Genomic DNA, 21,559 nt, shown 5'->3' with positions numbered 1-21,559 from the left:
CGAATTGCACTGTGTGTTACGCAGGATACGTTTTTTCAATCGTCCCCGGCGACTTGGCTTCGATTCGTTTGACGAATGCCCGGATCAAAAATGAGAAGACCGTTACGATAAACAAGACGCGGAATAACTGGAACGCCGTGACCAAAAGCGGATCGGCGCCGGTCATCAGCGCTGTCAGGCTCATTTCCGCAATTCCACCCGGTGCTGTCCCCAGCACGCTCGCGATCAGCTCGATATCGGACACGTAAGGAAGCACAAACGCCAGCGTGAGGCTGAGTACGAATAGTAACAGCGAATGCGCCATCCCAAGAAAAAAGAAGCGGCGATGCTTCACCAGATCATCCCTTCTGAATTCGAGCCCGATGCTCAAGCCGATGGCTGCTTGCGCGAAATTGACGACAGGCTTGGCAAGTGTTGCGCCTCCCTGTCCGATAGAAAACGCGAGGCAAGCCGCTGCTGCGAACAGCAGGGACCCTAGCAGAAAGGGCGCAGGAACGCGGGCTTTTGACACCAACAGCGCACCGATGGCGCCGATGGAAAGCAGCCCGAGCGTCGTCAGGACACCCACAACCGCTCCTCCCTGTATTCCAGTTGACACTCCGGATGAAGACGCGGTCAGCAAACGGACGAAATAAGGCGTAAAACAAACGATGATGACCACCCGGATCGAATGAAACATCGAGATGATTTGCAGGTTTCCTCCCATGGTTTGGCCGATCGTGACCATTTCCGTCAAGCCCCCCGGGATGTTACTGAAAATGGCGGTCACCACATCAACCTTTTCAAACCGGTAAACAATCCATGCATTCAGCACGCCAAACAATATCGTAATAATGGTACCGATCAGCATCAGTCCCAGATGGTTTGCCATCGTCTGCCAAATTTCCGGAGTGATGCGCATGCCAAGCGTGACGCCGACGACGATCAGACCAACTTTGCGAAACCATGCCGGCACCGAAACTTCTTTCATTCCAAAAAACTTGCAGACCACACTCATAATCAAAGGCCCTAACAGCCAGGGAAGCGGCGAGTGAACGAGCGAGCAAATTGTCCCGCCGACCACCGCGATGAGAAGTGCCTTACCTACACGTATAAGCATTGTGAATACCTCTGTTGCTTCTGACATAATCGATTGTTTTGCAGTCCTTCTGCCATATGCAAAGTGTAGAGCAGATTAGCCTGATTGAAAAATATCGATTCTTCATTGAAATCCATAACGAAAAGGAATGGCAGGGCTGTTTTTCTTATTCGTTCGTTTCCGATGTCACAAACCGGAGCCTTGCGTCGTTATATGTGCAAAACGTAAAAAACAACAAAGGAAGGTTGATTCCACATGATAAGAACGGAGAGTAAGAAACAAGAAATTTTACATGCGTACCAGTTCAGACATGCTTGTAGGGCATTTGACACCAGCAAAAAGATTTCGGATGAAGATTTTCACTTTATTTTGGAGACAGGAAGATTGTCGCCAAGTTCGGTTGGTCTCGAGCCTTGGAAATTTGTCGTGATCCAGGATGCAGCGCTTCGCGAAAAATTAATTCCTGTTACGGGAGGTGCCCAGGGACAACTGCCTACTGCCAGCCATTTTGTCGTTATATTGGCCAGACAAGACTTGAGGCATGATTCGGCTCATGTGATCAAAATGATGAAAGACATTCATCATATGCCTGATGAAGTAGTGGAGCGTGTTTCCGGATTCTATAAAGCCTTCATCGAGACCGAACTGGAAGATAACGACCGTCTCCTATTTGAATGGGCGAGCAAACAAACCTATATCGCATTGGGGAACATGATGACAGCCGCAGCTCAAATCGGCATTGATTCCTGTCCAATCGAAGGTTTTGATAGAAAGCAGGTGACCTCTATTTTACAAAATGAGGGGATCATGAACGCCAACGATTTCGGTGTAGCCTGCATGGTCGCTTTCGGATATCGGCAAGAGGATCCCGTACGTCCAAAAGCTAGGCAAAATCTCGAAGAGATTCTTGAATGGCGATAAACGGATCGTTCAGCGTATCAGAGAACATAATTCGTTACTCCAACTCATTTCATTTATGTAAAAGGAGTGTTACAAAATGGCGATGAAAGAAATATTGGATCAAGCGAAGGAAGTTTTTATCAACAAAGCACCTGAAGAGGTACGATTGCAGGTTTTTCGGCAAATAAAGGAGCTACAGGAGTCCGGTATTGTTTTCGGTTTAAAGGAAGGAGACATGGCTCCAAATTTTACACTGGCCAATCCGCTCGGTGAGCAAGTGAATCTACATGACGAACTCGAGAAAGGGCCGGTTGTTCTGTCCTTTTACCGAGGCAGCTGGTGCCCGTTCTGCAATATCCAGCTCCGGGCTTATCAACAATTGCTACCGGATATTGAGAAGCTTGGTGGCCAACTGATTGCCGTTTCTCTGCAAAGCCCCGATAATTCACTATCACATAAGGAGAAGGAGGAGCTGACTTTCCAGGTTCTTAGCGATTTGAACGGCCATGTCGCTGAAAGCTACCGAATCCTGTATGAATTACCCGATTATCTACAGGACGCCTTCACAAATTTCGGTTTAGATCTCACCGCGGTCAACAAAACCAATCGCTGGATTTTGCCGGTTACGGCGACGTTTATTATCGATAAAGAAGGGATCATCCGTTGCGCGCACGTCACTCCGGACTTCATGAATCGGATGGAGCCCCAGGAGATCATCGATCAATTGAAGAAGCTCTAAGTGAAGCATAGCAACGTGAAGGCTCGGATTATGAGAGAAGGGACTGTCCAAAAAGTCATCAAAAATGACGTGGGACTGCCCCTTCTTTAATGTGTTTAGAAAGACTACTCCTGAAATCCTGTGACATTTTTTAAATCTAAGCTACCTTACCTGGCTCCCGTTGTACTCTTGTTTGAATGTCCTAACTCCCTTAAGGTGAAGGTAGAAAATCAGTTACGGAAGGAGCAAGTCGATGCAGGATCTTTACAAGCAGTACAAGAAGCTGTTGTTCAAACTTGCTTATCAATTGACAGGATCTGTTTCCGATGCAGAGGACGCAGTGCAAGATGTTTTCGTTAAAGTGCATAGCGTTCCGCCAGAGCGACTGGATGAGCCGAAGGCTTATCTTTGCAAAATGGTCACCAATCGCTGTAAGGATATGATGAAAGCAGCACGAAAGAAAAGGGAGCACTATTTCGGAGAGTGGCTTCCAGAGCCTTTTCTTACGTTGAAGGACGATTCAATGGAAGCATTTGAGAGAGATGATCTCCTATCGTACGGAATGCTTGTACTGCTCGAGAAGCTGACGACCTCCGAGCGGGTCGTGTTCGTCCTCCGCGAGGCGCTAGGCTTCGATTACAACGAGATCGCCAAGCTCATGGACAAAAGTGAAGTGAGCTGCCGCAAATTGTTCAGCCGTGCGAGTGCAAAGATGGGACGGATATCCGATGAACCAATACTTATCCATACTGAGAGCCAGGAATGGGTTCAGGGATTTCTGGGAGCGCTAAAGAAAGGGAATATGAATCAACTTTTATCGTTGCTGGATCAGGATGTCGTTCTCGTTGCCGATGGTGGTGGCAAAGTGCCTGCTACGGTCAATCCGGTTGCTTCGCGTGAACGGGTAGCTCGTTTCCTTCTCAGTGGTTTGCGTAAAGCAGCTTTGATCGGGGAAGAATTGGTTTTCGAAATGGGGCAAGTCAATGGAGAGCCTGCCATACTTCTTCGTTCGGAAAATAGCGCGGTCCATACAGTGGTGCTCTTTCACATCGAAGCAGGGAACATCCACAATCTATATATCGTCCGGAACCCCGACAAGCTGGGGCATTTCGTGTAGTTTGAGAGTAAAACAAAAAAGCGATGAACCCTCGCCTGGCTCATCGCTTTCACTATTATTGCTCGCACTCACACGGAACCTTCCATCTCCATCTGCTCGATAAACTGAACAAATGCCTTCACGACGTTCAAATCAAGTGATTCCTCGTGGTAAAACATCCACGTCTTGCGCAAAATGGGCGCGCCGCTGCTATCGGTGAGATCGATCGTGTGCAAATTGTTGTTTCCATTCAAAATGAACCGCGGCAAAATCGCATAGCCCAATCCGCTCGCCACCATCTCCCGGCACGTTTCGGCCTTGTCCACTTCCATGCCGACGAGCGGTGGCTGGGTGTAATTGTCCGTCCACCAATTTTCGATGACAGCCTTAAGCAAATCGTCCGTCTGGTAATCGATCCGTGCTAAATGCGGGAGGTCGGCGAGCGAAATCTCCTCCGCCGAGACAACGCAAATGGTTTCGTCAAACAGCAGATGCTTGCCGCCCCGCCAGCTGTAGTTACCCCGGACAAATCCGATGTGCACCTCGTGGTTGTACACCAATTTGTACACATCCTTGCTCCAGCCCGTCATCACCTGAAACTCCACATCCGGGTAAGCCGTTTTGAACGCTTTGAGCAGCCCTGGCAATTTGTAGCGGGTGAAATAGCTGGAAACGCCTAAGCGCAGCGTTCCGGACACGCGATCCTCCATGCTGGCGACATGATCCTTGATCGCCTGCAGCCGGATCAGCATATCCTCCGCACACTTGGCCAAATATTCTCCCTGCGGAGTGAATTGGACGCCACGACTTCCCCGATGCACAAGCTGAATGCCGAAATCCTTTTCGATTTGACGGATTCGCTTGGTCAAGGCCGGCTGGGAAAGATATAGGCTTTGCGCAGCTTTCGTTATGTTATTGTGCTGATAAAGCTCGTGCAAAATCAGCCAGTCCCGGTTTTCCATCCGCACCCTCCGTCTTTTGTCGCTTGTATCGCTTTTATACGGCTTCGGAAGCCTCGCTCTGCTCCTCGCGCTTCGCCGCTTTCTGTTTCTTGATTTTGCCCAGCACCACAACAATCACGGCAAGCGCAATCGGCACCACAACGTGCGCCTGCGGCAGAACCGAATCTAGAAAGCGTGCAATGAAGGCGTCCCCCACGATCATTTCGCCAGCTGTATACCCAAGCAATGCGGCCCCGGCCAAGACGATGAACGGAAACCGGTTCATCAGCTTCATCAAAAGCTGGCTTCCCCAGACGATCAGCGGAATGCTGATAGCAAGTCCGATCATGACCAATACCAAATTGCCGTTTGCAGCACCAGCGACCGCGATCACGTTGTCCAGGCTCATCACCAGGTCGGCAAAAATGATCGTCTTCATCGCTTCTTTCATGTTCGATCCGCCGCTGATGGAGGCATGCTCCTCTTCCCCGGCCAACAGCTTGACCGCAATCGAGATAAGCAGAACGCCGCCGATCACTTGCACAAACGGAATTTTTAGCATCCATACGGCTGCGAACGTGAGGATGATGCGCAGCACAATCGCACCGATGCTCCCCCAAAACACGGCCTTTTTCTGCAGGTGCGGCGGTAGCCTCCGACAGGCAAGCGCAATTACGATGGCATTGTCGCCGCTCAACACGAGATTCACGATGATAATTTGCAATAAGCTTAGCAGAACATCACTGATCATAGCGTCCCCCTTCTAGGAAAGATATCGCTATGATACGTGTTTTTTATTCGCGCTTGGGGTTATTTGCATAAAATGAATAAAAATCATTAGTGACAGTTTCCGTTATTTTAACAATCGCTCACTGGGGCCACCTTAGCTGAAGAATAAGTCGAGTAGACTTTTGCCGAATGAGCTGTTTCTTTTATAAAACTCACTGTAGCCACAACGATCGCAGCTTACCACATCGAATTGCTGGTGCTGCACATCAAACATACGCGAAAGCATGCCGCCGGTAGCCGACATTTCCGAGATGCTCACGGAGCTTCCCCCGCACTTGGGGCACCCTTTCGTCTTGCTGTTCTGATCGTTCTTGATTGTCGTTACAACCTTTCGCCTCGTGCAACTGCATTGCATATTATGATCCAGTCTTTCCTTGCAAATCTGGCAAACATCCAGCATCCAATCCCTCCTGCTCCCCTGATTCCCGACGCTCGGAAACGCTCTACGCAGCCGCGCAAGGCTCTATCAATCTGCGTCGATTTTTACCAGTATACAACATATTTTTCCATTTTTCGCTTTATCTGAAATGCTCTGCATTCCATCTGGCAGGATGCCAAGGAGGTACGATTCATGCTGCAAGAAATTGCCGTTGTGATCATCTCGATCGTAGCGGTCATCATTGCTTTGGCTGTCGTCGTCATGCTGGTCGGTGCCCTCGTGCTGCGTGCGAATGGAAGGAAAACCCACCATTCGATCATTCGCTCCCATCCGATACTCGGTTGGATGCGTTATTTGCTGGAAAAGCTCGGACCGGAATTCAGGCAGTATTGGTTCGATGACGATCGCGCCGGCAAGCCGTTTTCCCGCTATGAGTTCATCGGCCTGGTTTACTCAGCCAAATACCGGAGTGATTTGATCGGCTTCGGCTCCAAACGGGACTTTGATTCACCCGGCTATTACATAGCGAATAGCATGTTTCCGTTACTCACCAACGAATTGTCGATATTGAATGAAGAGCACGCCGATGCCAAAAAATTCATCATCGAACACGAGGGTATTTTCAGCCGAAAGGAAAAAGTCGTGGCAGATCAGACGCCGCGCTGGCTGTATCCCGATGAGGATGCACTGGTCGTCGGCCGTACCCAGCGAGAGCCGTGGAAAGTGAACGGGATGTTCGGCGCATCCGCCACGTCTTACGGTTCCGTAGGCGAGAACTACATCCTCTCGACCGGCGGAGGCGCACAGATGGCGGGAGGGTCCTGGATCAATACCGGAGAAGGCGGGGTCGTACAAGAGCATTTGGCGACAGGCGTCGACGTTGTCTCCCAAATCGGACCCGGCTTGTTCGGATTCCGGGATGAACACGGAGACTTTTCTTACGATGAGTTTCTGGTGAAGGCGGGCGAACCGCACATCAAAGCGTTCGAACTGAAATTCGCCCAAGGCGCGAAAATTCGCGGCGGCCATCTGGAAGGCGCAAAAGTGAGTGCAAAAATCGCGGCGGTTCGCAAAGTACCTGTAGGTAAAACGATCAACTCGCCCAACCGCTTCGCGTTTCTCAAAAATGCGGAAGAGTCGCTCACCTTCATCCGCAGCCTGCAGGATGCGGGCGGCAAGCCCGTCGGGATTAAAATTGTCGTAGGTCAGCAAGACAGCCTGGAGCATTTTTTCCAAACGATGGTTAGAATGGATATCTTCCCGGACTTTATAACCGTTGATGGCGGCGAGGGCGGCTCTGGGGCTACCTACAAATCGATGGCCGATTCGATGGGCTTACCGCTCATCCCCGGCTTGATCACACTCGTCGATACGGCGCACAAGTATGGCGTGCGCGACAAATTTGCCATATTTGCTTCCGGAAAGCTGATTTCACCCGACAAGGTGGCGATCGCTCTTGCCATTGGCGCGGATGCAGTCAATTCAGCGCGCGGCTTCATGATGGCAAACGGCTGCATCATGGCGCTCCAATGCCACACCGGCGCTTGCCCGGCGGGTGTCACCACCACCGATCCGAAATACCAGAATGCGCTTCTACCGGAAGAAAAGAAGTGGCGTGTTATGAATTATGTCATCAGCATGCGCGCGTCCCTTTTCGCGCTTGCGGCGGCGGCCGGCATTGACAGTCCGAAGCGTTTCACGCGGGATCATGTGCTCTACAAAGATGAGCTAGGACGGACGCAGCGTTTGAGTGATTTGTTTCCGTTGCCAAAAAAAGGAGAAGAGCTCGGTGCGGGAGAGTGACGTTTGGTCGTTCGGGGATTTGGGAAAAAACTGGCGCTCCGCTGTTACCATGCCTGCTGGGGGCCGGGATGACCGGCTCCGTCAAAAAACGAAAACCGCGCCCCAAATGCCACACGCTGCGCGGCGGGTGCTTCTCAAGGAAGTAGTTGTGGCGCGAAAGACGTTTTCGTTTTTTGGCTCCGCCTGGCGGGCATGGTAAAGGCTGCGCGCCACTTTTTTCCCAAATCCCGTGCAGCTTCAACACTCCCGCTTCGAGAATTGAAAATAAGAATAAGGTAAATCGTCGTCGCAGGAAGCGCCGAAGAGAAAAACCTTACCTCGGATCATTTTTCCGATGTAAGGTTTTTTAGTCGCGTCAGGTCATTAAAATCAACCGATTTCCGAACCGTTATAATTATCCCGCCAGCGCAGGAGCCGATCTTCGAGCTTGCGCACCAGAGAATCCGTCAGCTTACCAACGACAGCAAAGATCACAATGCCGACAAAAACGACATCGGTCTGTGCGAACTGTCTCGCATCGGAGATCATATAGCCTACTCCCGCGTTCGCTCCCATCAGCTCGGCGACGATCAGGCTTAACCACGCCATGCCGAGCGACAGGCGAACGCCCAGCAAAATGTTCGGCATCGCTGCAGGCAGGATGACTTTTGTAACCTGATTGAACTTGCTGAACTCAAGCACGCGTGAAACCTCGAACAGTTTGGAATCCACTGCGCGGATGCCGAGAAAGGTGTTCAGATAGAGCGGAAAGAATGCCCCTTTTGCAATCAGCAGCACCTTGGAAAACTCGCCGAATCCAAACCATAAAATGAACAAGGGCATGATGGCCAAATGAGGCACTGTTCTGATCATTTGCAAGGTAGGGTCCAGCGTATATTCGGTTTTGCGATAAAAACCGACCAGCATGCCGGTTAAGAGGCCCAGGCCTCCACCAATGGCAAAACCGATGGCTGCGCGATATACGCTGATCGACAGATTGTCCAGCAAGATGCCATTGATGGACAGGTCCACAAATGTCCCGGCGATGGCAAGCGGTGTCGGGAGCATTTGCGGCGGTAGAAGCTGCATGACGCCAATCCACTGCCAGACGGCGAGAATCAGCACGGGCAAAACAATCCCGTATATATATTTCGAATAAGCTTTCATGATTTGCATGGATCAACCCTCATTCATCAGTCTGATGTCTCGCTTGCTCGCAGTTGTTCTTGAAGGTAATCAATGACCGAATGGTGAAGCGTGATGACGCCAGCCTCCATCGCTTCCCTATAACGTTGATCTGAGGCTTGACCAGGGTAGGTAATCGAAGAGTCAGGATCGACAGTTGGAACGACGGCCAGCTCCCCCAAGAAGCCGGTCACCTGGTCACGGAAAGATTCCACCGTATGTCCGAAGATCGTTGGGTCGATCAGCAGAATCGTCGCGCCTCTGCTTTTACCCGGCCCTTTGGAACCGATCGGCACCTGAACCAGGGCACCGCTCAAAATCTCAAGGGCCAAAGCCAAGCCAAAGCCTTTATACCCGCCAACCGGGCTGAGCATTTTGACCTGTGCAGGATCCGTTGTCGAACGGCCATCCTGATCGAGACCCCACGTGCCTGGAATGCTTACTTGGTTGTATTTGGCCAGTGTAATATGGCCCCATGCTCGTTCAGATGTCGCCATATCCAGTACGAACAACGGATCCGTATGAGGAATCCCGATGCCGATCGGCGTATTGTTAACGGCAACGGCCTTCGCTCCCGGTGGCGCAATGACATTCGTGCCGCCATACGCAAATACGAGCGTAATCGCGCCTCTCTGGGCTCCGTATCGTGCGATAATTCCCGGGCAATTGAAGCGGGTGATGTCAGACAGACCGACGGTGACGATTTTGCGATCTGGTAAAACGGGAAGCGCTACGTCAATGGCCTCGCGTGCTACGATATGTCCCAGGTCGCTGTTTCCCTTGATGTGAAGATATGATCCGTCGAAAGCTCCAGCCTCGTAGGTACCTTTTCCTTCGAACGCTTGGACCGCATTTTTGAAATAAGTCAGGCCATGGGAGAAACGGCCCCGTAAATCGGCATCCAAATAATCTTCCGCGACGATTTGCGCTTCGCGCTCTGTCGCCCCGGCTTTAAGCAGCACTTGCTTGGCAAGCTCCCTGATTTCATCGATACGGATTGTAACGGTACCCATTCGTTACGTTCACTCCCATCTCATTACTTATTGTTTTTTAATTCTTCCAGCGCCTTGTTCATAAACGAGTTGTCCACGACCTGCGATGGATCGACCAGTTTATTGATGGCTTTTTCGTTAAACAAAAACTGTGCAAGCTCTCCCTGAGCTTTTACTGTTTCATCGGAAACAGGGAGCGTTGCGAATTTCACATTGTTGATGACGGATTTCACAACATCCGGGCCGAGCTTCGTTCCTTCCGAATAAATCTTCACGGCCTCATCCAGGTTTTGCTCTTGCCATTCCAACGTTTTGACGAGAACTTTCAGATAAGCTGTAACAAGCTCAGGGTGCTCTTGCGCAAACTGGGTGCGGGCGATATGGAAGGCTGGGCTGATATAGTTGATCATGGAACCGTCTGCCAAAACCTTTGCACCGTCACTCACAACAGCGGTCGAAAGGTAAGGCTCGCCGATGCTCCAAGCATCCACAGATCCACCGACGAAAGCGGCTTTTGCTTCATCTGGGGAAAGCTGAATGATTTCGACGTCAGATGCTTTCAACCCGGATTTCTCCAAAAAGCGGAACAAAATATCATAGGCAGCTGTCGCTTTTGCCACCGCAATTTTTTTCCCTTTCAATTCCTCAATGTTTTGAATGGAGCTTCCTTTTGGCAACAAGATGGCAACGTTTTTCGAACCGGTGCTACCGATCGCAATTTCCTTAAAAGGGATGTTTGCCAACTGTCCGGTGATGACCGGCGTATTTCCCGTAACGGCTAAATCAAGGCGATTTGCCAGAATGGCATCGAATTGCGCAGGGCCGCCTTGGACTTCAACAAAATTGACTTTTGCCTGATGCTTGGCAAATTCCTCTTCGAACATTTTCTTCTGCTGCGCCAGCACCAAAGGCGCAACGGCATGCTGAACACCGATGTTTACGGTAACTTCCTGTGGTGTGGATGTGGAAGTGGTCTTGTTTTCGCTGCTTTCATTCGTTTTGCTGCAGCCAACGATCAAAACAAACAGAAGACTTAAGATGGATAACAGGCCAAACAAGCTTAATTTTTTCATCTGAATTACCCTTCTTCCTCGTGTAGTAGTTTCACTTTACTAAACCCGACTAAACTAGTAAAATAACTATGAATTATAGAAGTATAACTTATAGTTTATATGGAGAGTGCAAGATGAACATTGAGCAGTTGGAATATATCGTCGATATTGCAAAGACAGGCTCAATTTCCGCAACCGCCGAAAATATGCACATTTCTCAGGCTGGAATCAGCAAGGCAGTCGTCAAGTTTGAGAGCGAGCTTGGATTTGAATTGTTTACGCGCGGGAGAATGGGGACGATACCAACTGAACGTGGGCGAACAATCATTGAAAAGGCAACAGAGGTTCTGCGTAAAATCCAGGAGATCAAAGATGAAATGCAAGTTCAAGATTTCGTTGATACGATTGTACGCTTGTCGGTTAGCCCGAATTTTACGGCTGTTCTGCCGAAAGCGATCGTATCCTTTAAACATGAATATCCGAACGTGCGCCTGGAGATCGTCGAGAAAGACTCGGAGGATATCATTGAGGATATCAAACAAAACAAGACGGATATGGGCTTGATCTATTTCCATAACGACCAGAGTGACGCCATGAAAGGTCTATCGGTAACGTCCTTGATTGAATCGCGCACGGTTGTCTGCGCCAGCAAAAATTCCTGGCTCGCTACTAAGACAAGCATTACTCCAAAAGAAATCATCAGTGAATCCTTCGTCAATATGAATGGGAGCTACTCCAATCCCTATATGAAAAAGTTCAAGGACAAATATGGGCGGGTGAATGTCATCTTTACTTCCAACAATCTGGAGGTGTTGAAGCGGACGATCGCGGAGGAAGAGGCCATCGGGCTTTTTATTGAATTCAGTCTCAAAAAAGACCCGCTTCTGGTAAATGGTGATATTGTGCTGGTGCCGTTGGTCGGCGATGAAGAACACGTCGTCAAGCTGGGCTGCGCCCGATCCAAGAAAGAGCATTTTTCAAAAGCACACAGCGACCTGTTGAAGCATGTAACGAGAGAAATCAGCTTATTGTCATAAGAAAAACTTCTAATCGAAGTCCGTTCAAGAAGCTGGTTCTTCTTTTAGGTGAGCTTTTCTAGCGCTCCAGAATTTATAAGCGCGAGCTCTTATAAATTCTTACACGAGAAGAAAAACCGATCTACGCCTCGTAAATCGGTTTTTCCAACAGCTGTATTCAGATCGAATAGGAGAGCTCAACTACTTCTTCGTGATCATTTAAGGCGTTCAGAATGCGTCTGCGATAGTCATGGAAAGAGGTATCGGTTGGCGTGCGCGGATGTGACAAATGAATCGGAATCAGCTGCTTCACGATACCAGGCTTTGCGCCCATGACGACAACGCGATCTGCGAGGAAAATGGCCTCGTCGATGTCGTGGGTGACAAGCACCATGCTCATCTTGTTTTTGCTCCAGATGTCCAGCAGCGTCTCTTGCATATGCTTGCGTGTGAACGCATCCAGAGCGCCAAACGGCTCGTCTAGCAACAGAACCTGGGGACGACGCATCAGTGCACGAGCGATGGCTACCCGCTGGGACATACCGCCGGATAGCTGCTTGGGATACGCTTTTTCGAAGCCGGTCAATTTGACTAATTCAATGACTTCATCTACATTTTTTCGTACCTCTGGCTTTCGCAATGACAAATCGGCGGCAATATTTTTCTCGACGGTCAACCATGGAAACAGACGATGCTCCTGGAAAATGAATCCTTTTTCAATGCTTGGCCTCGTGATGGGTTGCTCGTTAAGCAGGACCGAACCTTGGTACTCGGTGTCAAGGCCCGCGATAATTTTGAGCAAAGTGCTCTTTCCGCAGCCGCTTGGACCGATGATGGCGACGAATTCGCCTTGCTTCATTTCCAGGTTAATATCGTTAAGCACCTGGATTGTGCGCTCTTTCGATGAAAATGATTTGTTCACATTTTGTATTTTTACAGTCGACACGTGTGCTCACCTCATGTTTTAAGAAATAAAACCATATAATTCCGATGTGAATAGTCATCAATATTTGAAAGAGTAATGCAAGTTTTTGCAAAAGTCAAGGAACATGAAAAAAAGAGGTGAGCAGCGGACTGACCCCATTTGCTGCTCGACCTCTTTTTTTCTACACTTTTGTTGCAATTACACGACTTCCTTTTCCCGGTTGGCGGCTGCGAATTGGCTGTTGTACAGGTCGGCGTAGAAGCCGTCTTTGGCGAGCAGCTCTTCGTGGTTGCCTTTTTCGATGACGCTGCCTTTGTTCATGACGAGGATCAGGTCGGCGTCGCGGATGGTGGAGAGGCGGTGGGCGATGACGAAGCTGGTTCTGCCTTTCATCAAGCTGTTCATCGCTTTTTGGATCGCTACTTCTGTGCGGGTGTCGACGCTGCTTGTCGCCTCATCGAGAATGAGGATCGCGGGGTCCGCCAAAATAGCGCGCGCGATGGTGAGCAGCTGTTTTTGGCCTTGCGAAATGTTGGAGGCTTCCTCATTGAGGATCGTCTCATAGCCATCCGGCAGCGTGCGGATGAAGTGGTCCGCGTGTGCGGCTTTAGCGGCTTGCACGACCTCTTCATCGGTTGCGCCCGCTCGTCCGTACGCGATGTTTTCCCGGATCGTTCCGTTAAACAGCCACGTCTCCTGCAGCACCATCCCGAACAAGCTTCGCAGCTCCCCGCGTTTCATCTCGGAGATATCCATACCATCGATGGTGATCTTGCCGTCGTTTAGCTCGTAGAAACGCATCAGCAGGTTGATCAACGTGGTTTTTCCCGCCCCGGTTGGTCCGACGATGGCGATGGTTTGCCCTTGTTTGACGTCGATGTTCATCCCTTCAATCAACGGCTCGCCTGCTTTGTAGCCAAAGGTGACATCGTGGAAACGCACGTCTCCACGCGGCGCTTCAACAGTCACAGGCACATCCGCCTCGGCCACTTCTTCCAGTTCATCCAATAGCTCGAACACCCGCTCTGCGGATGCGATCGTCGACTGGATGATGTTGGCGATGTTGGCTGTCTGCGTGATCGGCATGGAAAATTGGCGCGCATACTGGATAAACGCCTGGATGTCCCCGATCTTGATCGCGTTTTGCGTGACGAGCACGCCACCAACGACGCAAACCAGAACATAGCCGATATTGTTGATCAACGACATGAGCGGCATGATAATCCCGGAAATGAACTGGGCACGCCAGCCGGAATCATACAGCTTGTCGTTGATTTTATTGAAAGTCTCGATCGATTCCTTCTCATGGCCGAACGCTTTGACGATGCGGTGGCCGGTGTACATTTCCTCCACATGGCCGTTTAGCTCGCCCAGCGATTTTTGTTGGCCGACGAAATATCCTTGCGACCGTTTGGCGATCGCTTTTGTCACCATGAAGCTAGCCGGCAGAGTGATCACCAGAATCAGCGTCATCAGCGGACTGATCGTCAGCATCATGATGATGACGCCAAGGATTGTGACAATCGAGGTAATCAGCTGCGTCAAGCTTTGCTGCAGCGTATTGCTGATGTTATCCACATCGTTGACGACACGGCTCAATATTTCTCCGTGCGGCCGTGCGTCAAAAAACGAAAGCGGCAGCCGGAACAGCTTGTCGTTCACTTCGTTGCGCAAGTCGTATACCGTTTTCTGGGCAACGCCCGCCATCAAATATTGCTGCAAATAGCCGAACAGCGCGCTCGCGACATACAATCCGCCGAGGATCAAAATGATTTGTCCGATATAGTCGTAATCGATATGTGCACCCGGCACGCCGTTGACTTTGTCCATGATCCCGTCGAACAACCGGGTCGTCGCTGTTCCCATAATTTTGGGGCTGACGATACTAAATACGGTGCTGAGGATCGCTGTAAAGAGCACAGCGGCCAACTGATATTTGCGCGGCTTCAGGTAGCGGCTGAGACGCTTTAAGGTACCTTTGAAGTCACGGGCTTTTTGCACCGGCATGGACATCGCCATCGGACCGCCGCCCGGACCTCTGCCTGGCGGGCCAAAGCCCATCCCTTGATTTCGTTGTGGTCCACTCATGCGATCTCCTCCTCCGAAAGCTGTGAAGAGACGATTTCCTGATAAACCTCACAGCTGGACATCAGCTCTTTGTGCGTGCCGATGCCTGCGATCTTCCCTTCATCAAGCACAATGATTTGATCGGCATCCATTACCGTACTAACGCGCTGGGCCACGATCATGACGGTCGAATCCGCCGTCTCCGTACGCAGCGCCCGACGCAACAAGGCGTCCGTCTTGAAATCGAGCGCAGAGAAGCTGTCGTCAAAGACATAGACGTCCGCTTTTCTGACCAAGGCGCGCGCAATCGACAGACGCTGCTTTTGCCCGCCGGACAAGTTGGTCCCACCCTGCGCGATCATTGAATCGTAGCCGTCCTTCATCTCCGCGATGAACCCGCTTGCCTGCGCGATGCTGGCGGCATGCCACACCTCTTCGTCTGTCGCTGCCTTTTTACCATAGCGGATGTTATCGGCGATCGTTCCGGTGAACAGAACCGCTTTTTGCGACACGAAGCCGATTTTTTGGCGCAGCGCGTCTTGTGCCATCTCGCGCACATCGACGCCATCCACCAGCAAGCTGCCGCTGTCGATATCATAGAAGCGCGGAATCAGGCTGATCAACGTCGTTTTGCCTGAACCGGTCCCGCCGATGATCGCCGTTACTTCTCCTGGCTTCGCGGTAAAGGAGATGCCGGACAACGCCGGCTTTTCAGCGCCCGGATAGTTGAAAACAACATCCTTGAACTCGATGAGGCCATGGGAGCGCCCCACTTCCTTCACATCTGCAGAATCCGTAATGTCCGGCTCCATCTCGAGTACCTCGTTGATCCGTACGGCAGATGCCTGCGCGCGCGGGATCATCACGAACATCATCGACACCATGATCAGCGAAAACAAGATTTGCATCGCGTACTGGATGAAGGCCATCAGATCGCCCACCTGCATGTGCCCGTTATCGATGCGGATTGCACCGAACCAGACGATCGCAATGATCGAGACGTTCATGACCAGCATCATCGTCGGCATCAGGGCAGCCATGATTTTGTTGACTTTGATTGCCGTATCCGTCACGCCGCTGTTAGCTTCCGTGAAGCGTTTTTTCTCATAGTCCAGCCGGTTGAAGGAGCGGATCACCCGAATCCCGATCAGCCCTTCGCGCACGACTAGATTCAATTTGTCCAGCTTGCCCTGCATAATCCTAAACAGCGGAATTCCTTTACGGACCACCAAAAAAATCGCTCCGACCAATATTGGAATGACCACGACAAAGACGAGAGACAGCTTGGCGTCTTTGGTGACGGCCATGACGATGCCGCCGATACACATCATCGGCGCCATGACCATCATGCGCAGCATCATCGTCAGCACTTGCTGCACCTGTGTGATGTCGTTGGTCGTACGCGTGATCAGCGAAGCCGTGCCGATTTTATCCACTTCATGCAGTGAAAAGCTTTCCACGCGCGAAAACACCTTGCTGCGCAAAATTTTGCCGAACCCAGCTGTAGACTTGGCTGACAAAAAGCTTGCGCCAACCGAACAGAGTGCACCCGCTGCCGCGACCAGCAGCATGAAGGCGCCGATTTTGAGGATGTATGGAATATCCCCTTTCACCACGCCGATGTCAACGATGTCAGACATCAAGGTCGGCAAAAACAATTCGGCGAATGATTGCAAAAAAATCAGCAGCAAGATCACAGCCACCTGCAATCGGTATGGCTGGAGCAAACGAAAAAGTTTGATCATACGTCTTCCTCACCTCCTTGTATCCGTACGTGATCAATCCCCGCCTCGCGCTGTTGAAAATAGCCCGATGCTTTTTGCAACAGCTCAGACAAACGGTTGCTATCCTCTTCCCCCAGATACTCGATCAGGCCGTTCATTCGGGTGTGAAGCGCGTCTTTCGCTTTTTTCGTGACCGCCTCCCCGAATTCCGTCAGCTTGATACCGACGGCACGCCGATCGGCTGGATCGATGTTACGTTCGACTAGCCCATCCGCTTCAAGACTTTTGATCAGCTGGGTGATCGTCGGTGAAGTCACCTGCAGACGCTTGCTGATGTCCGAAACTTTCATGACCGGATTTTCCGGGGAAATATTTTTGTGAATACAAAAAAGCACCCTGATCTCGCTCGGCTTGCATCCTTCGATCGAGCGCAATTGCCATGATGCTTTACGGAATTGCATGAGAGATTGCAGCAGCTTTTGTGCTGTTGGATGATGATCCAAAGACATGTTTTCCACCTCAACTACATAATTAGGTTTGCAACTAATTTGTAATACAATTATTTAAGCAAACTAATTATATGGAGGTGATCACGCTGGTGTCAATCGTTTTTTATCCTATCGGTTTGCTTTTCGAATCAGGCTCCACTCCAGGATAACCATATTCAAAATGATCCCCAGCCAGATGTTGACCTGCAGAATGGCATCGATCATCTGGGCAATCCCATCGGTTCCCGGCAGTCCTTTCGCCGCCAAGTAGAACAGGATGCACACGGGCACAACAAGCCGCGCAGTAACCGCCACAAGCGTGATTCCGTAGCTGCGCATCATCCAGACGCGATGCCCTGCCACATCCCCCTTTCGGATCGTCTGGTAGCCGCGCCACGCCGTCAGCAACCATAGCGCTGACAATGTGACGAACGCCATCTGCTTGGTGAAGCTCGCATCGTGAAAAGCAACGGCAAGCCCCGTTACGCTGCTGATCAAGATAGTAGCCAAATACACTTTGCCCAAAAGCCGGTGCAGCGACATCCGGGTCTGGCGCAATCTCTCCGAAAATTGAAACGGCCCTGTCAACAGCGCGATCAGTGCAGTAAAAATGTGAATCACTAGCAGCGGGTAATGCAGCGGATACCCTGGGTCCAGCTTGATCCTGCTCAGTGCCGGATCGAGCGTCGCATAAGGTGCAGCGGCAACCAGCCCGACGATCACAATCACTGCAATGAGTAAAATTTTGCCGATGGTCCCTTTTTTTCGTTCCATCCCATATTTCCCCCCTCACGATATGCCGTACCGAATTTCTTTCACCATGGTAGCCACCAGATCTTACGCACCCCTTATGCAAATCGAAAAAATTTCTTAAATGTTGTCATTAGAAAACCTGGCTATGCCATGCTTTTTGGCGGAGCCGGGGTTGCGCTTATACTGGATAAGAATTTTATATATTCTTATCTGTACAAAAAAATCCCAGCCTGCCTGCATGCACAGACGGCTGGGATTTTGTTTTTGCCTGTTTCGTTATTACGCTGGGCGTATGGTCGCTTACGCTTCCACAGCCTGCTCATTGTTTTCATGGAATGCTGCCGTATCCAGCTCTTTTGTCGCTTTGCTGGTGAGAATACCCGTCGTCATGCTTCCGCTGACGTTCAAGGCAGTGCGGCCCATATCGATCAGCGGTTCAACCGAGATCAACAGACCTGCCAAGCCTACAGGCAGATTCAAAGTGGAAAGCACCAGGAGAGCTGCGAATGTTGCTCCACCGCCGACACCAGCGACCCCGAAGGAGCTGATGGCAACAACCGCGATTACGGTCAAGATGAAGGTCGGTGTAAACGGATCAATCCCTGCAGTCGGCGCGATCATGATGGCGAGCATCGCAGGATATACACCTGCGCAACCATTTTGGCCAATCGACAGACCAAGCGATCCGGCGAAGTTGGCAATCCCTTCAGGAACACCAAGAGACTTTTGCGTTTTGACATTGAGCGGCAAGGCCCCTGCGCTCGTACGCGATGTGAACGCAAATGTGAGAACAGGAAGCGACTTTTTCACATAGGTGACAGGATTAAGTCCTGCGAGTGTCAGCAACAGCAGATGAATAATGAAAACGACGATCAATGCCACATAAGAAGCGATGACGAACTTGCCGAGGTTCCAGATCGCATTGTAATCGCTTGTTGCCGCAACACGCGTCATGATCGCCAAAATACCATATGGCGTCAGACGCAGGATAATCGTAACCACACGCATAACGATCGCGTACAAGGAATCGATCATGCTGGCGAACAGCGCGGCTTGCTCCGCGTTTTTACGTTTTACGCCCAAATAAGCCAAACCGATGAATCCGGCAAAAATGACGACCGCGATGGTCGATGTCGCACGTTCACCCGTAAAATCCTGGAATGGATTTGCCGGTAGCAGTTCGACGACTTTTTGCGGGAAGGTCATGTCTTGAATACCTTCCATTTTCTTGACTAGCGCATCAGCGCGGGCGGTTTCCGTATCGCCTTGCGTGATTTGGCCTGCCTGCAAATTGAATGTATACGCGCTTGTGATCCCGACTGCTGCCGAGACAGCGGTGGTTCCAACCAACAGAGCGATAACCAGCGTACTGATTTTCCCGATGTTTTGTGTCAGCTTCATTTTGGTGAAAGCCGAAACGATAGATACGAAGACGAGCGGCATGACGACCATTTGCAACAGTTTGACATAGCCGTTGCCGACGATGTTGAACCAGTCAATGGACGTTTTCAGCGCATCGGACTTGCCGTAGGCGCTGTGAAGAACCAGCCCGAAAATGATACCTGCCCCGAGTGCGATGAACACACGCTTAGAGAACGACACATGTTTCTTTTGCAAAGCGTACAAACCAACAATAAGGGCGAGCATGAAAATGATATTTACCAGTATGAGCAATGGTGCCACCGGAGTTCCCCTCCACTTCCTTAACGTAATGATCTCTCTTTTGTATATCCTTATTTAAATATGATAATTCCTATCCGTCAAGTAGGATTAATACATTTCTTCAACAAAAGTTTTTTTCCGTGTTCTTTGTCTATGCATGTCACAGCCGATTTTCATACGATAAACAAGTTGCAACGATAACGAGAGGAGGCTCTTTAATGGATCCTATTGAATTTCACCGACAGCGTATGCATCATCATATGACAATGGCCCATCACTTCAGGACCATGCGGATGCACGAGCAGAATCGTCATCGCTTTCACAGCTTAGCCGAGCAGGAACATTTTCACCGGATGCGGGCGCACCATCACCGGCAAATGATGGAGCACCACATGCGTCATCAGCCGATCCGCCGTGGCATGCAATAAGTAAAAAAAGGCATGTATTCCTGGTGGAGTACATGCCTTTCTTCATGGATCTTCAGTTATTGGTTCACGTGAACAGCGCCTTTCCATTGAACGCTTTTTTGCATCTCGGCCATGGCCGGCTGCCCGATCAAACCGAGCCGCCACAGCGCGATTCCTTTTAAACCATACCGCTTGGCCAGCCCGATCTTGCTGTTGACGGACTGCGCATTTTCACTGCCCATGGAAATCCCGAGCAGCAGCTTGTCTTTCGGCACTTGGCCGATGGCGAGCTTGATCGCTTCATTGACTCGGTTCAACGGCTCAGGCTGCTTTTCATTCTCGTATGCGTACGCCATCACGACGATAAGATCGGCGATTTTCCCAAGCGTTGCGTAATCATAGCCTTTAAACGCCCCATTTTGCGGATGCAGCGCCAAGGCAAGCTGAATGCCGCGTGGATGCAGTTCAGCAGCAAGCTGACTTACGAATTCGTTGTATTTCTGCTTAACCTTCGGGTTGTCGTCATTCATCCCCAGTCCCTCGAAATCGAGGACAACCCCGGTAAAACGTTTTTCCTCCACAAGCTTGCCGATGTTGTGGATCGCACGGTCACGCAGGTCTTTCGTTTCCAAAAGCTTGGTCAGCTCTCCTGCCGCATCCCCTGCATATACCATCAGGAAAGGGGCTGTCCCCTGGGCAGCGGCTGTATCAATAATTCCTTCCGGCGTCGTGTCGCCCGCCGCTTGCGGCCAATAAAAGTCTTTACCGCTTACAGTCACATTGCCATCCGCGTCGATTCGGCTCCAGCCGAATGCCATCGAATCAAAGCTTGGGATGAGCGTTCGCTCTGCAAAGGAGGAAATCGCATAAAATCCCATGGTGTAGAGCTCCTCTTGCGGGGAGGCAATGGTGACGGTCCTGGTGGCGCCGTTCCAGTTCACATTGGCCCCGAACTGCTGACTGAAAAAGCTGAGCGGCACGAGAGTGTAGCCTTTCTGCTCCACCGGACTTACCGGTAGCTGGACGGGAACGCCGTTCACCGTCGCTACCGGATTATTCAGCTGCAGCACGACTGTGGTCGCTTTTTGGCTCGTTTGCTTGCTCGCCGTGATGGTGCTGGTCGCTCCGTCCCATTGGACCGTGATGCCGATCGCCTCTGCGATTGCCCGGAACGGCACCATGTTGTACCCTTTTATGTTGGTTGGCTCGATCGGGAAGCTGAGCGGATAGCCGTCCAGCATGATGGTTGTTTTCGCCTGTGCACTTGCTGGTGAAATGGGTGCGCTGCCTAAAAAAACAAGGCTGCAAAGCACCAGCATCGCTTTTTTCCACATACGTTTTTTCATTGTCTTGCCCTCTCCTTGTGTCGCTTGTCTCTCTCTTTTTTCAATCGAAATCAGTTTATCATAGATAGAGCAGGCTGAATTGGCTTTTTTTTGCTGTAGTGGAGGTGAGGGGATTTGGTCAAGAAAGTTACGCAAAAGCGGTTACAATGCCTGCTGGGGGGCGGGGTGAACGGGCATTGTAAAAGCTTTTTGCTCCACTTTCTTGACCAAATCCCTTTGCTGCAGTAAAAATCTCCATCTTCCTTTCTTGCAAACATTA

The 21,559-nt window shown here is 50.6% G+C and carries 21 protein-coding genes; 7 read left to right on the top strand and 14 right to left on the bottom strand.

Annotated features, from left to right (window positions below):
• Positions 1-16: 16 nt before the first annotated feature.
• Positions 17-1,099 (bottom strand): AbrB family transcriptional regulator, encoded by a 1,083-nt coding sequence (locus EDM56_RS16355; RefSeq protein WP_246009411.1) that lies wholly within the window; start codon positions 1,097-1,099, stop codon positions 17-19.
• Between the two features lie 234 nt (positions 1,100-1,333).
• Here EDM56_RS16355 and EDM56_RS16350 point away from each other — a divergent pair, with 234 nt between their 5' ends.
• From EDM56_RS16350 to sigJ, 3 genes are all read left to right on the top strand, one after another.
• Positions 1,334-1,999, top strand: coding sequence for an NAD(P)H-dependent oxidoreductase (locus tag EDM56_RS16350; RefSeq protein ID WP_122918940.1), 666 nt, complete (start codon positions 1,334-1,336; stop codon positions 1,997-1,999).
• A gap of 76 nt (positions 2,000-2,075) precedes the next feature.
• Positions 2,076-2,717: a peroxiredoxin-like family protein gene (locus EDM56_RS16345; RefSeq protein WP_122918939.1), complete on the top strand. Its 642-nt coding sequence runs from the start codon at positions 2,076-2,078 to the stop codon at positions 2,715-2,717.
• A gap of 232 nt (positions 2,718-2,949) precedes the next feature.
• Positions 2,950-3,813: an RNA polymerase sigma factor SigJ gene (gene sigJ / locus EDM56_RS16340; protein ID WP_122918938.1), complete on the top strand. Its 864-nt coding sequence runs from the start codon at positions 2,950-2,952 to the stop codon at positions 3,811-3,813.
• Positions 3,814-3,881: 68 nt separating this feature from the next.
• Here the strand turns inward: sigJ and EDM56_RS16335 are convergent, their stop codons facing one another.
• From EDM56_RS16335 to EDM56_RS31890, 3 genes are all read right to left on the bottom strand, one after another.
• Positions 3,882-4,754 (bottom strand): LysR family transcriptional regulator, encoded by an 873-nt coding sequence (locus tag EDM56_RS16335; RefSeq protein ID WP_122918937.1) that lies wholly within the window; start codon positions 4,752-4,754, stop codon positions 3,882-3,884.
• A gap of 34 nt (positions 4,755-4,788) precedes the next feature.
• On the bottom strand, positions 4,789-5,481 hold the full coding sequence (locus EDM56_RS16330; protein WP_122919211.1) for a TerC family protein: 693 nt from the start codon (positions 5,479-5,481) through the stop codon (positions 4,789-4,791).
• Positions 5,482-5,616: 135 nt separating this feature from the next.
• The gene (locus tag EDM56_RS31890; RefSeq protein ID WP_281274963.1) at positions 5,617-5,838 is read right to left on the bottom strand and encodes a zinc ribbon domain-containing protein; all 222 of its coding nucleotides are present in this window, start codon (positions 5,836-5,838) and stop codon (positions 5,617-5,619) included.
• Positions 5,839-6,096: 258 nt separating this feature from the next.
• On the opposite strand from EDM56_RS31890, the gene EDM56_RS16320 reads away from it, so the two are divergent.
• Together EDM56_RS16320 and EDM56_RS16315 are read left to right on the top strand one after the other, a co-directional pair.
• The gene (locus EDM56_RS16320) at positions 6,097-7,704 is read left to right on the top strand and encodes an FMN-binding glutamate synthase family protein (protein ID WP_122919210.1); all 1,608 of its coding nucleotides are present in this window, start codon (positions 6,097-6,099) and stop codon (positions 7,702-7,704) included.
• Positions 7,691-7,903, top strand: a complete 213-nt coding sequence (locus tag EDM56_RS16315; RefSeq protein WP_122918935.1) for a hypothetical protein — start codon at positions 7,691-7,693, stop codon at positions 7,901-7,903. The genes EDM56_RS16320 and EDM56_RS16315 overlap by 14 nt, the downstream gene beginning before the upstream one ends.
• A gap of 170 nt (positions 7,904-8,073) precedes the next feature.
• Here the strand turns inward: EDM56_RS16315 and EDM56_RS16310 are convergent, their stop codons facing one another.
• The 3 genes from EDM56_RS16310 to EDM56_RS16300 are packed head-to-tail and all read right to left on the bottom strand — an operon-like array spanning position 8,074 to position 10,933.
• Entirely contained in the window at positions 8,074-8,859 is a 786-nt protein-coding gene (locus EDM56_RS16310) for an ABC transporter permease (RefSeq protein ID WP_122918934.1), read from the bottom strand.
• 17 nt (positions 8,860-8,876) lie between these two features.
• Entirely contained in the window at positions 8,877-9,881 is a 1,005-nt protein-coding gene (locus EDM56_RS16305) for an Ldh family oxidoreductase (RefSeq protein WP_122918933.1), read from the bottom strand.
• A gap of 23 nt (positions 9,882-9,904) precedes the next feature.
• Entirely contained in the window at positions 9,905-10,933 is a 1,029-nt protein-coding gene (locus EDM56_RS16300; RefSeq protein WP_122918932.1) for an aliphatic sulfonate ABC transporter substrate-binding protein, read from the bottom strand.
• A gap of 113 nt (positions 10,934-11,046) precedes the next feature.
• Here EDM56_RS16300 and EDM56_RS16295 point away from each other — a divergent pair, with 113 nt between their 5' ends.
• On the top strand, positions 11,047-11,949 hold the full coding sequence (locus tag EDM56_RS16295; protein ID WP_183192471.1) for a LysR family transcriptional regulator: 903 nt from the start codon (positions 11,047-11,049) through the stop codon (positions 11,947-11,949).
• Positions 11,950-12,106: 157 nt separating this feature from the next.
• On the opposite strand, the gene EDM56_RS16290 is transcribed toward EDM56_RS16295, so the two are convergent.
• The 6 genes from EDM56_RS16290 to EDM56_RS16265 all read right to left on the bottom strand — a co-directional run bounded on the left by EDM56_RS16290 (position 12,107) and on the right by EDM56_RS16265 (position 19,568).
• Positions 12,107-12,874, bottom strand: coding sequence for an ABC transporter ATP-binding protein (locus EDM56_RS16290; RefSeq protein ID WP_246009410.1), 768 nt, complete (start codon positions 12,872-12,874; stop codon positions 12,107-12,109).
• A 177-nt stretch (positions 12,875-13,051) separates the two neighbouring features.
• Complete coding sequence (locus EDM56_RS16285) at positions 13,052-14,941, bottom strand: ABC transporter ATP-binding protein (protein WP_122918930.1); 1,890 nt, start codon at positions 14,939-14,941, stop codon at positions 13,052-13,054.
• Positions 14,938-16,665, bottom strand: a complete 1,728-nt coding sequence (locus tag EDM56_RS16280) for an ABC transporter ATP-binding protein (protein ID WP_122918929.1) — start codon at positions 16,663-16,665, stop codon at positions 14,938-14,940. The genes EDM56_RS16285 and EDM56_RS16280 overlap by 4 nt, the downstream gene beginning before the upstream one ends.
• Positions 16,662-17,153 carry a MarR family winged helix-turn-helix transcriptional regulator gene (locus EDM56_RS16275; RefSeq protein ID WP_246009409.1) on the bottom strand — a complete coding sequence of 164 codons (492 nt, stop codon included), beginning with the start codon at positions 17,151-17,153 and terminating at the stop codon, positions 16,662-16,664. Before EDM56_RS16275 ends, EDM56_RS16280 begins: the two co-directional genes overlap by 4 nt.
• 108 nt (positions 17,154-17,261) lie before the next feature.
• Positions 17,262-17,906 (bottom strand): DUF2306 domain-containing protein, encoded by a 645-nt coding sequence (locus EDM56_RS16270; RefSeq protein ID WP_122918928.1) that lies wholly within the window; start codon positions 17,904-17,906, stop codon positions 17,262-17,264.
• 279 nt (positions 17,907-18,185) lie between these two features.
• Positions 18,186-19,568 carry an L-cystine transporter gene (locus tag EDM56_RS16265; RefSeq protein ID WP_122918927.1) on the bottom strand — a complete coding sequence of 461 codons (1,383 nt, stop codon included), beginning with the start codon at positions 19,566-19,568 and terminating at the stop codon, positions 18,186-18,188.
• 197 nt (positions 19,569-19,765) lie between these two features.
• Between EDM56_RS16265 and EDM56_RS16260 the strand changes: the two genes are divergently transcribed.
• A complete protein-coding gene (locus EDM56_RS16260) occupies positions 19,766-19,975 on the top strand; it encodes a hypothetical protein (RefSeq protein WP_122918926.1) in 210 nt (69 codons plus the stop codon).
• Between the two features lie 56 nt (positions 19,976-20,031).
• On the opposite strand, the gene EDM56_RS16255 is transcribed toward EDM56_RS16260, so the two are convergent.
• The gene (locus EDM56_RS16255; protein WP_246009408.1) at positions 20,032-21,300 is read right to left on the bottom strand and encodes a stalk domain-containing protein; all 1,269 of its coding nucleotides are present in this window, start codon (positions 21,298-21,300) and stop codon (positions 20,032-20,034) included.
• Positions 21,301-21,559: the final 259 nt, after the last annotated feature.

Origin of the sequence: Brevibacillus fluminis (assembly GCF_003710825.1) — a bacterium.
Taxonomy (GTDB): Bacteria; Bacillota; Bacilli; order Brevibacillales; family Brevibacillaceae; genus Brevibacillus_D; species Brevibacillus_D fluminis.
The sequence above is the reverse complement of the archived record's forward strand: the minus strand, read 5'-3'. Positions and strand labels throughout refer to the sequence as shown.

Coding starts and splice junctions, on each gene's coding strand:
- EDM56_RS16355 (WP_246009411.1), bottom strand. CDS start 1,099: ATGCTTATACGTGTAGGTAAGGCACTTCTCATCGCGGTGGTCGGCGGG.
- EDM56_RS16350 (WP_122918940.1), top strand. CDS start 1,334: ATGATAAGAACGGAGAGTAAGAAACAAGAAATTTTACATGCGTACCAG.
- EDM56_RS16345 (WP_122918939.1), top strand. CDS start 2,076: ATGGCGATGAAAGAAATATTGGATCAAGCGAAGGAAGTTTTTATCAAC.
- sigJ (WP_122918938.1), top strand. CDS start 2,950: ATGCAGGATCTTTACAAGCAGTACAAGAAGCTGTTGTTCAAACTTGCT.
- EDM56_RS16335 (WP_122918937.1), bottom strand. CDS start 4,754: ATGGAAAACCGGGACTGGCTGATTTTGCACGAGCTTTATCAGCACAAT.
- EDM56_RS16310 (WP_122918934.1), bottom strand. CDS start 8,859: ATGCAAATCATGAAAGCTTATTCGAAATATATATACGGGATTGTTTTG.
- EDM56_RS16305 (WP_122918933.1), bottom strand. CDS start 9,881: ATGGGTACCGTTACAATCCGTATCGATGAAATCAGGGAGCTTGCCAAG.
- EDM56_RS16300 (WP_122918932.1), bottom strand. CDS start 10,933: ATGAAAAAATTAAGCTTGTTTGGCCTGTTATCCATCTTAAGTCTTCTG.
- EDM56_RS16295 (WP_183192471.1), top strand. CDS start 11,047: ATGAACATTGAGCAGTTGGAATATATCGTCGATATTGCAAAGACAGGC.
- EDM56_RS16285 (WP_122918930.1), bottom strand. CDS start 14,941: ATGAGTGGACCACAACGAAATCAAGGGATGGGCTTTGGCCCGCCAGGC.
- EDM56_RS16280 (WP_122918929.1), bottom strand. CDS start 16,665: ATGATCAAACTTTTTCGTTTGCTCCAGCCATACCGATTGCAGGTGGCT.
- EDM56_RS16275 (WP_246009409.1), bottom strand. CDS start 17,153: ATGTCTTTGGATCATCATCCAACAGCACAAAAGCTGCTGCAATCTCTC.
- EDM56_RS16270 (WP_122918928.1), bottom strand. CDS start 17,906: ATGGAACGAAAAAAAGGGACCATCGGCAAAATTTTACTCATTGCAGTG.
- EDM56_RS16260 (WP_122918926.1), top strand. CDS start 19,766: ATGGATCCTATTGAATTTCACCGACAGCGTATGCATCATCATATGACA.
- EDM56_RS16255 (WP_246009408.1), bottom strand. CDS start 21,300: ATGAAAAAACGTATGTGGAAAAAAGCGATGCTGGTGCTTTGCAGCCTT.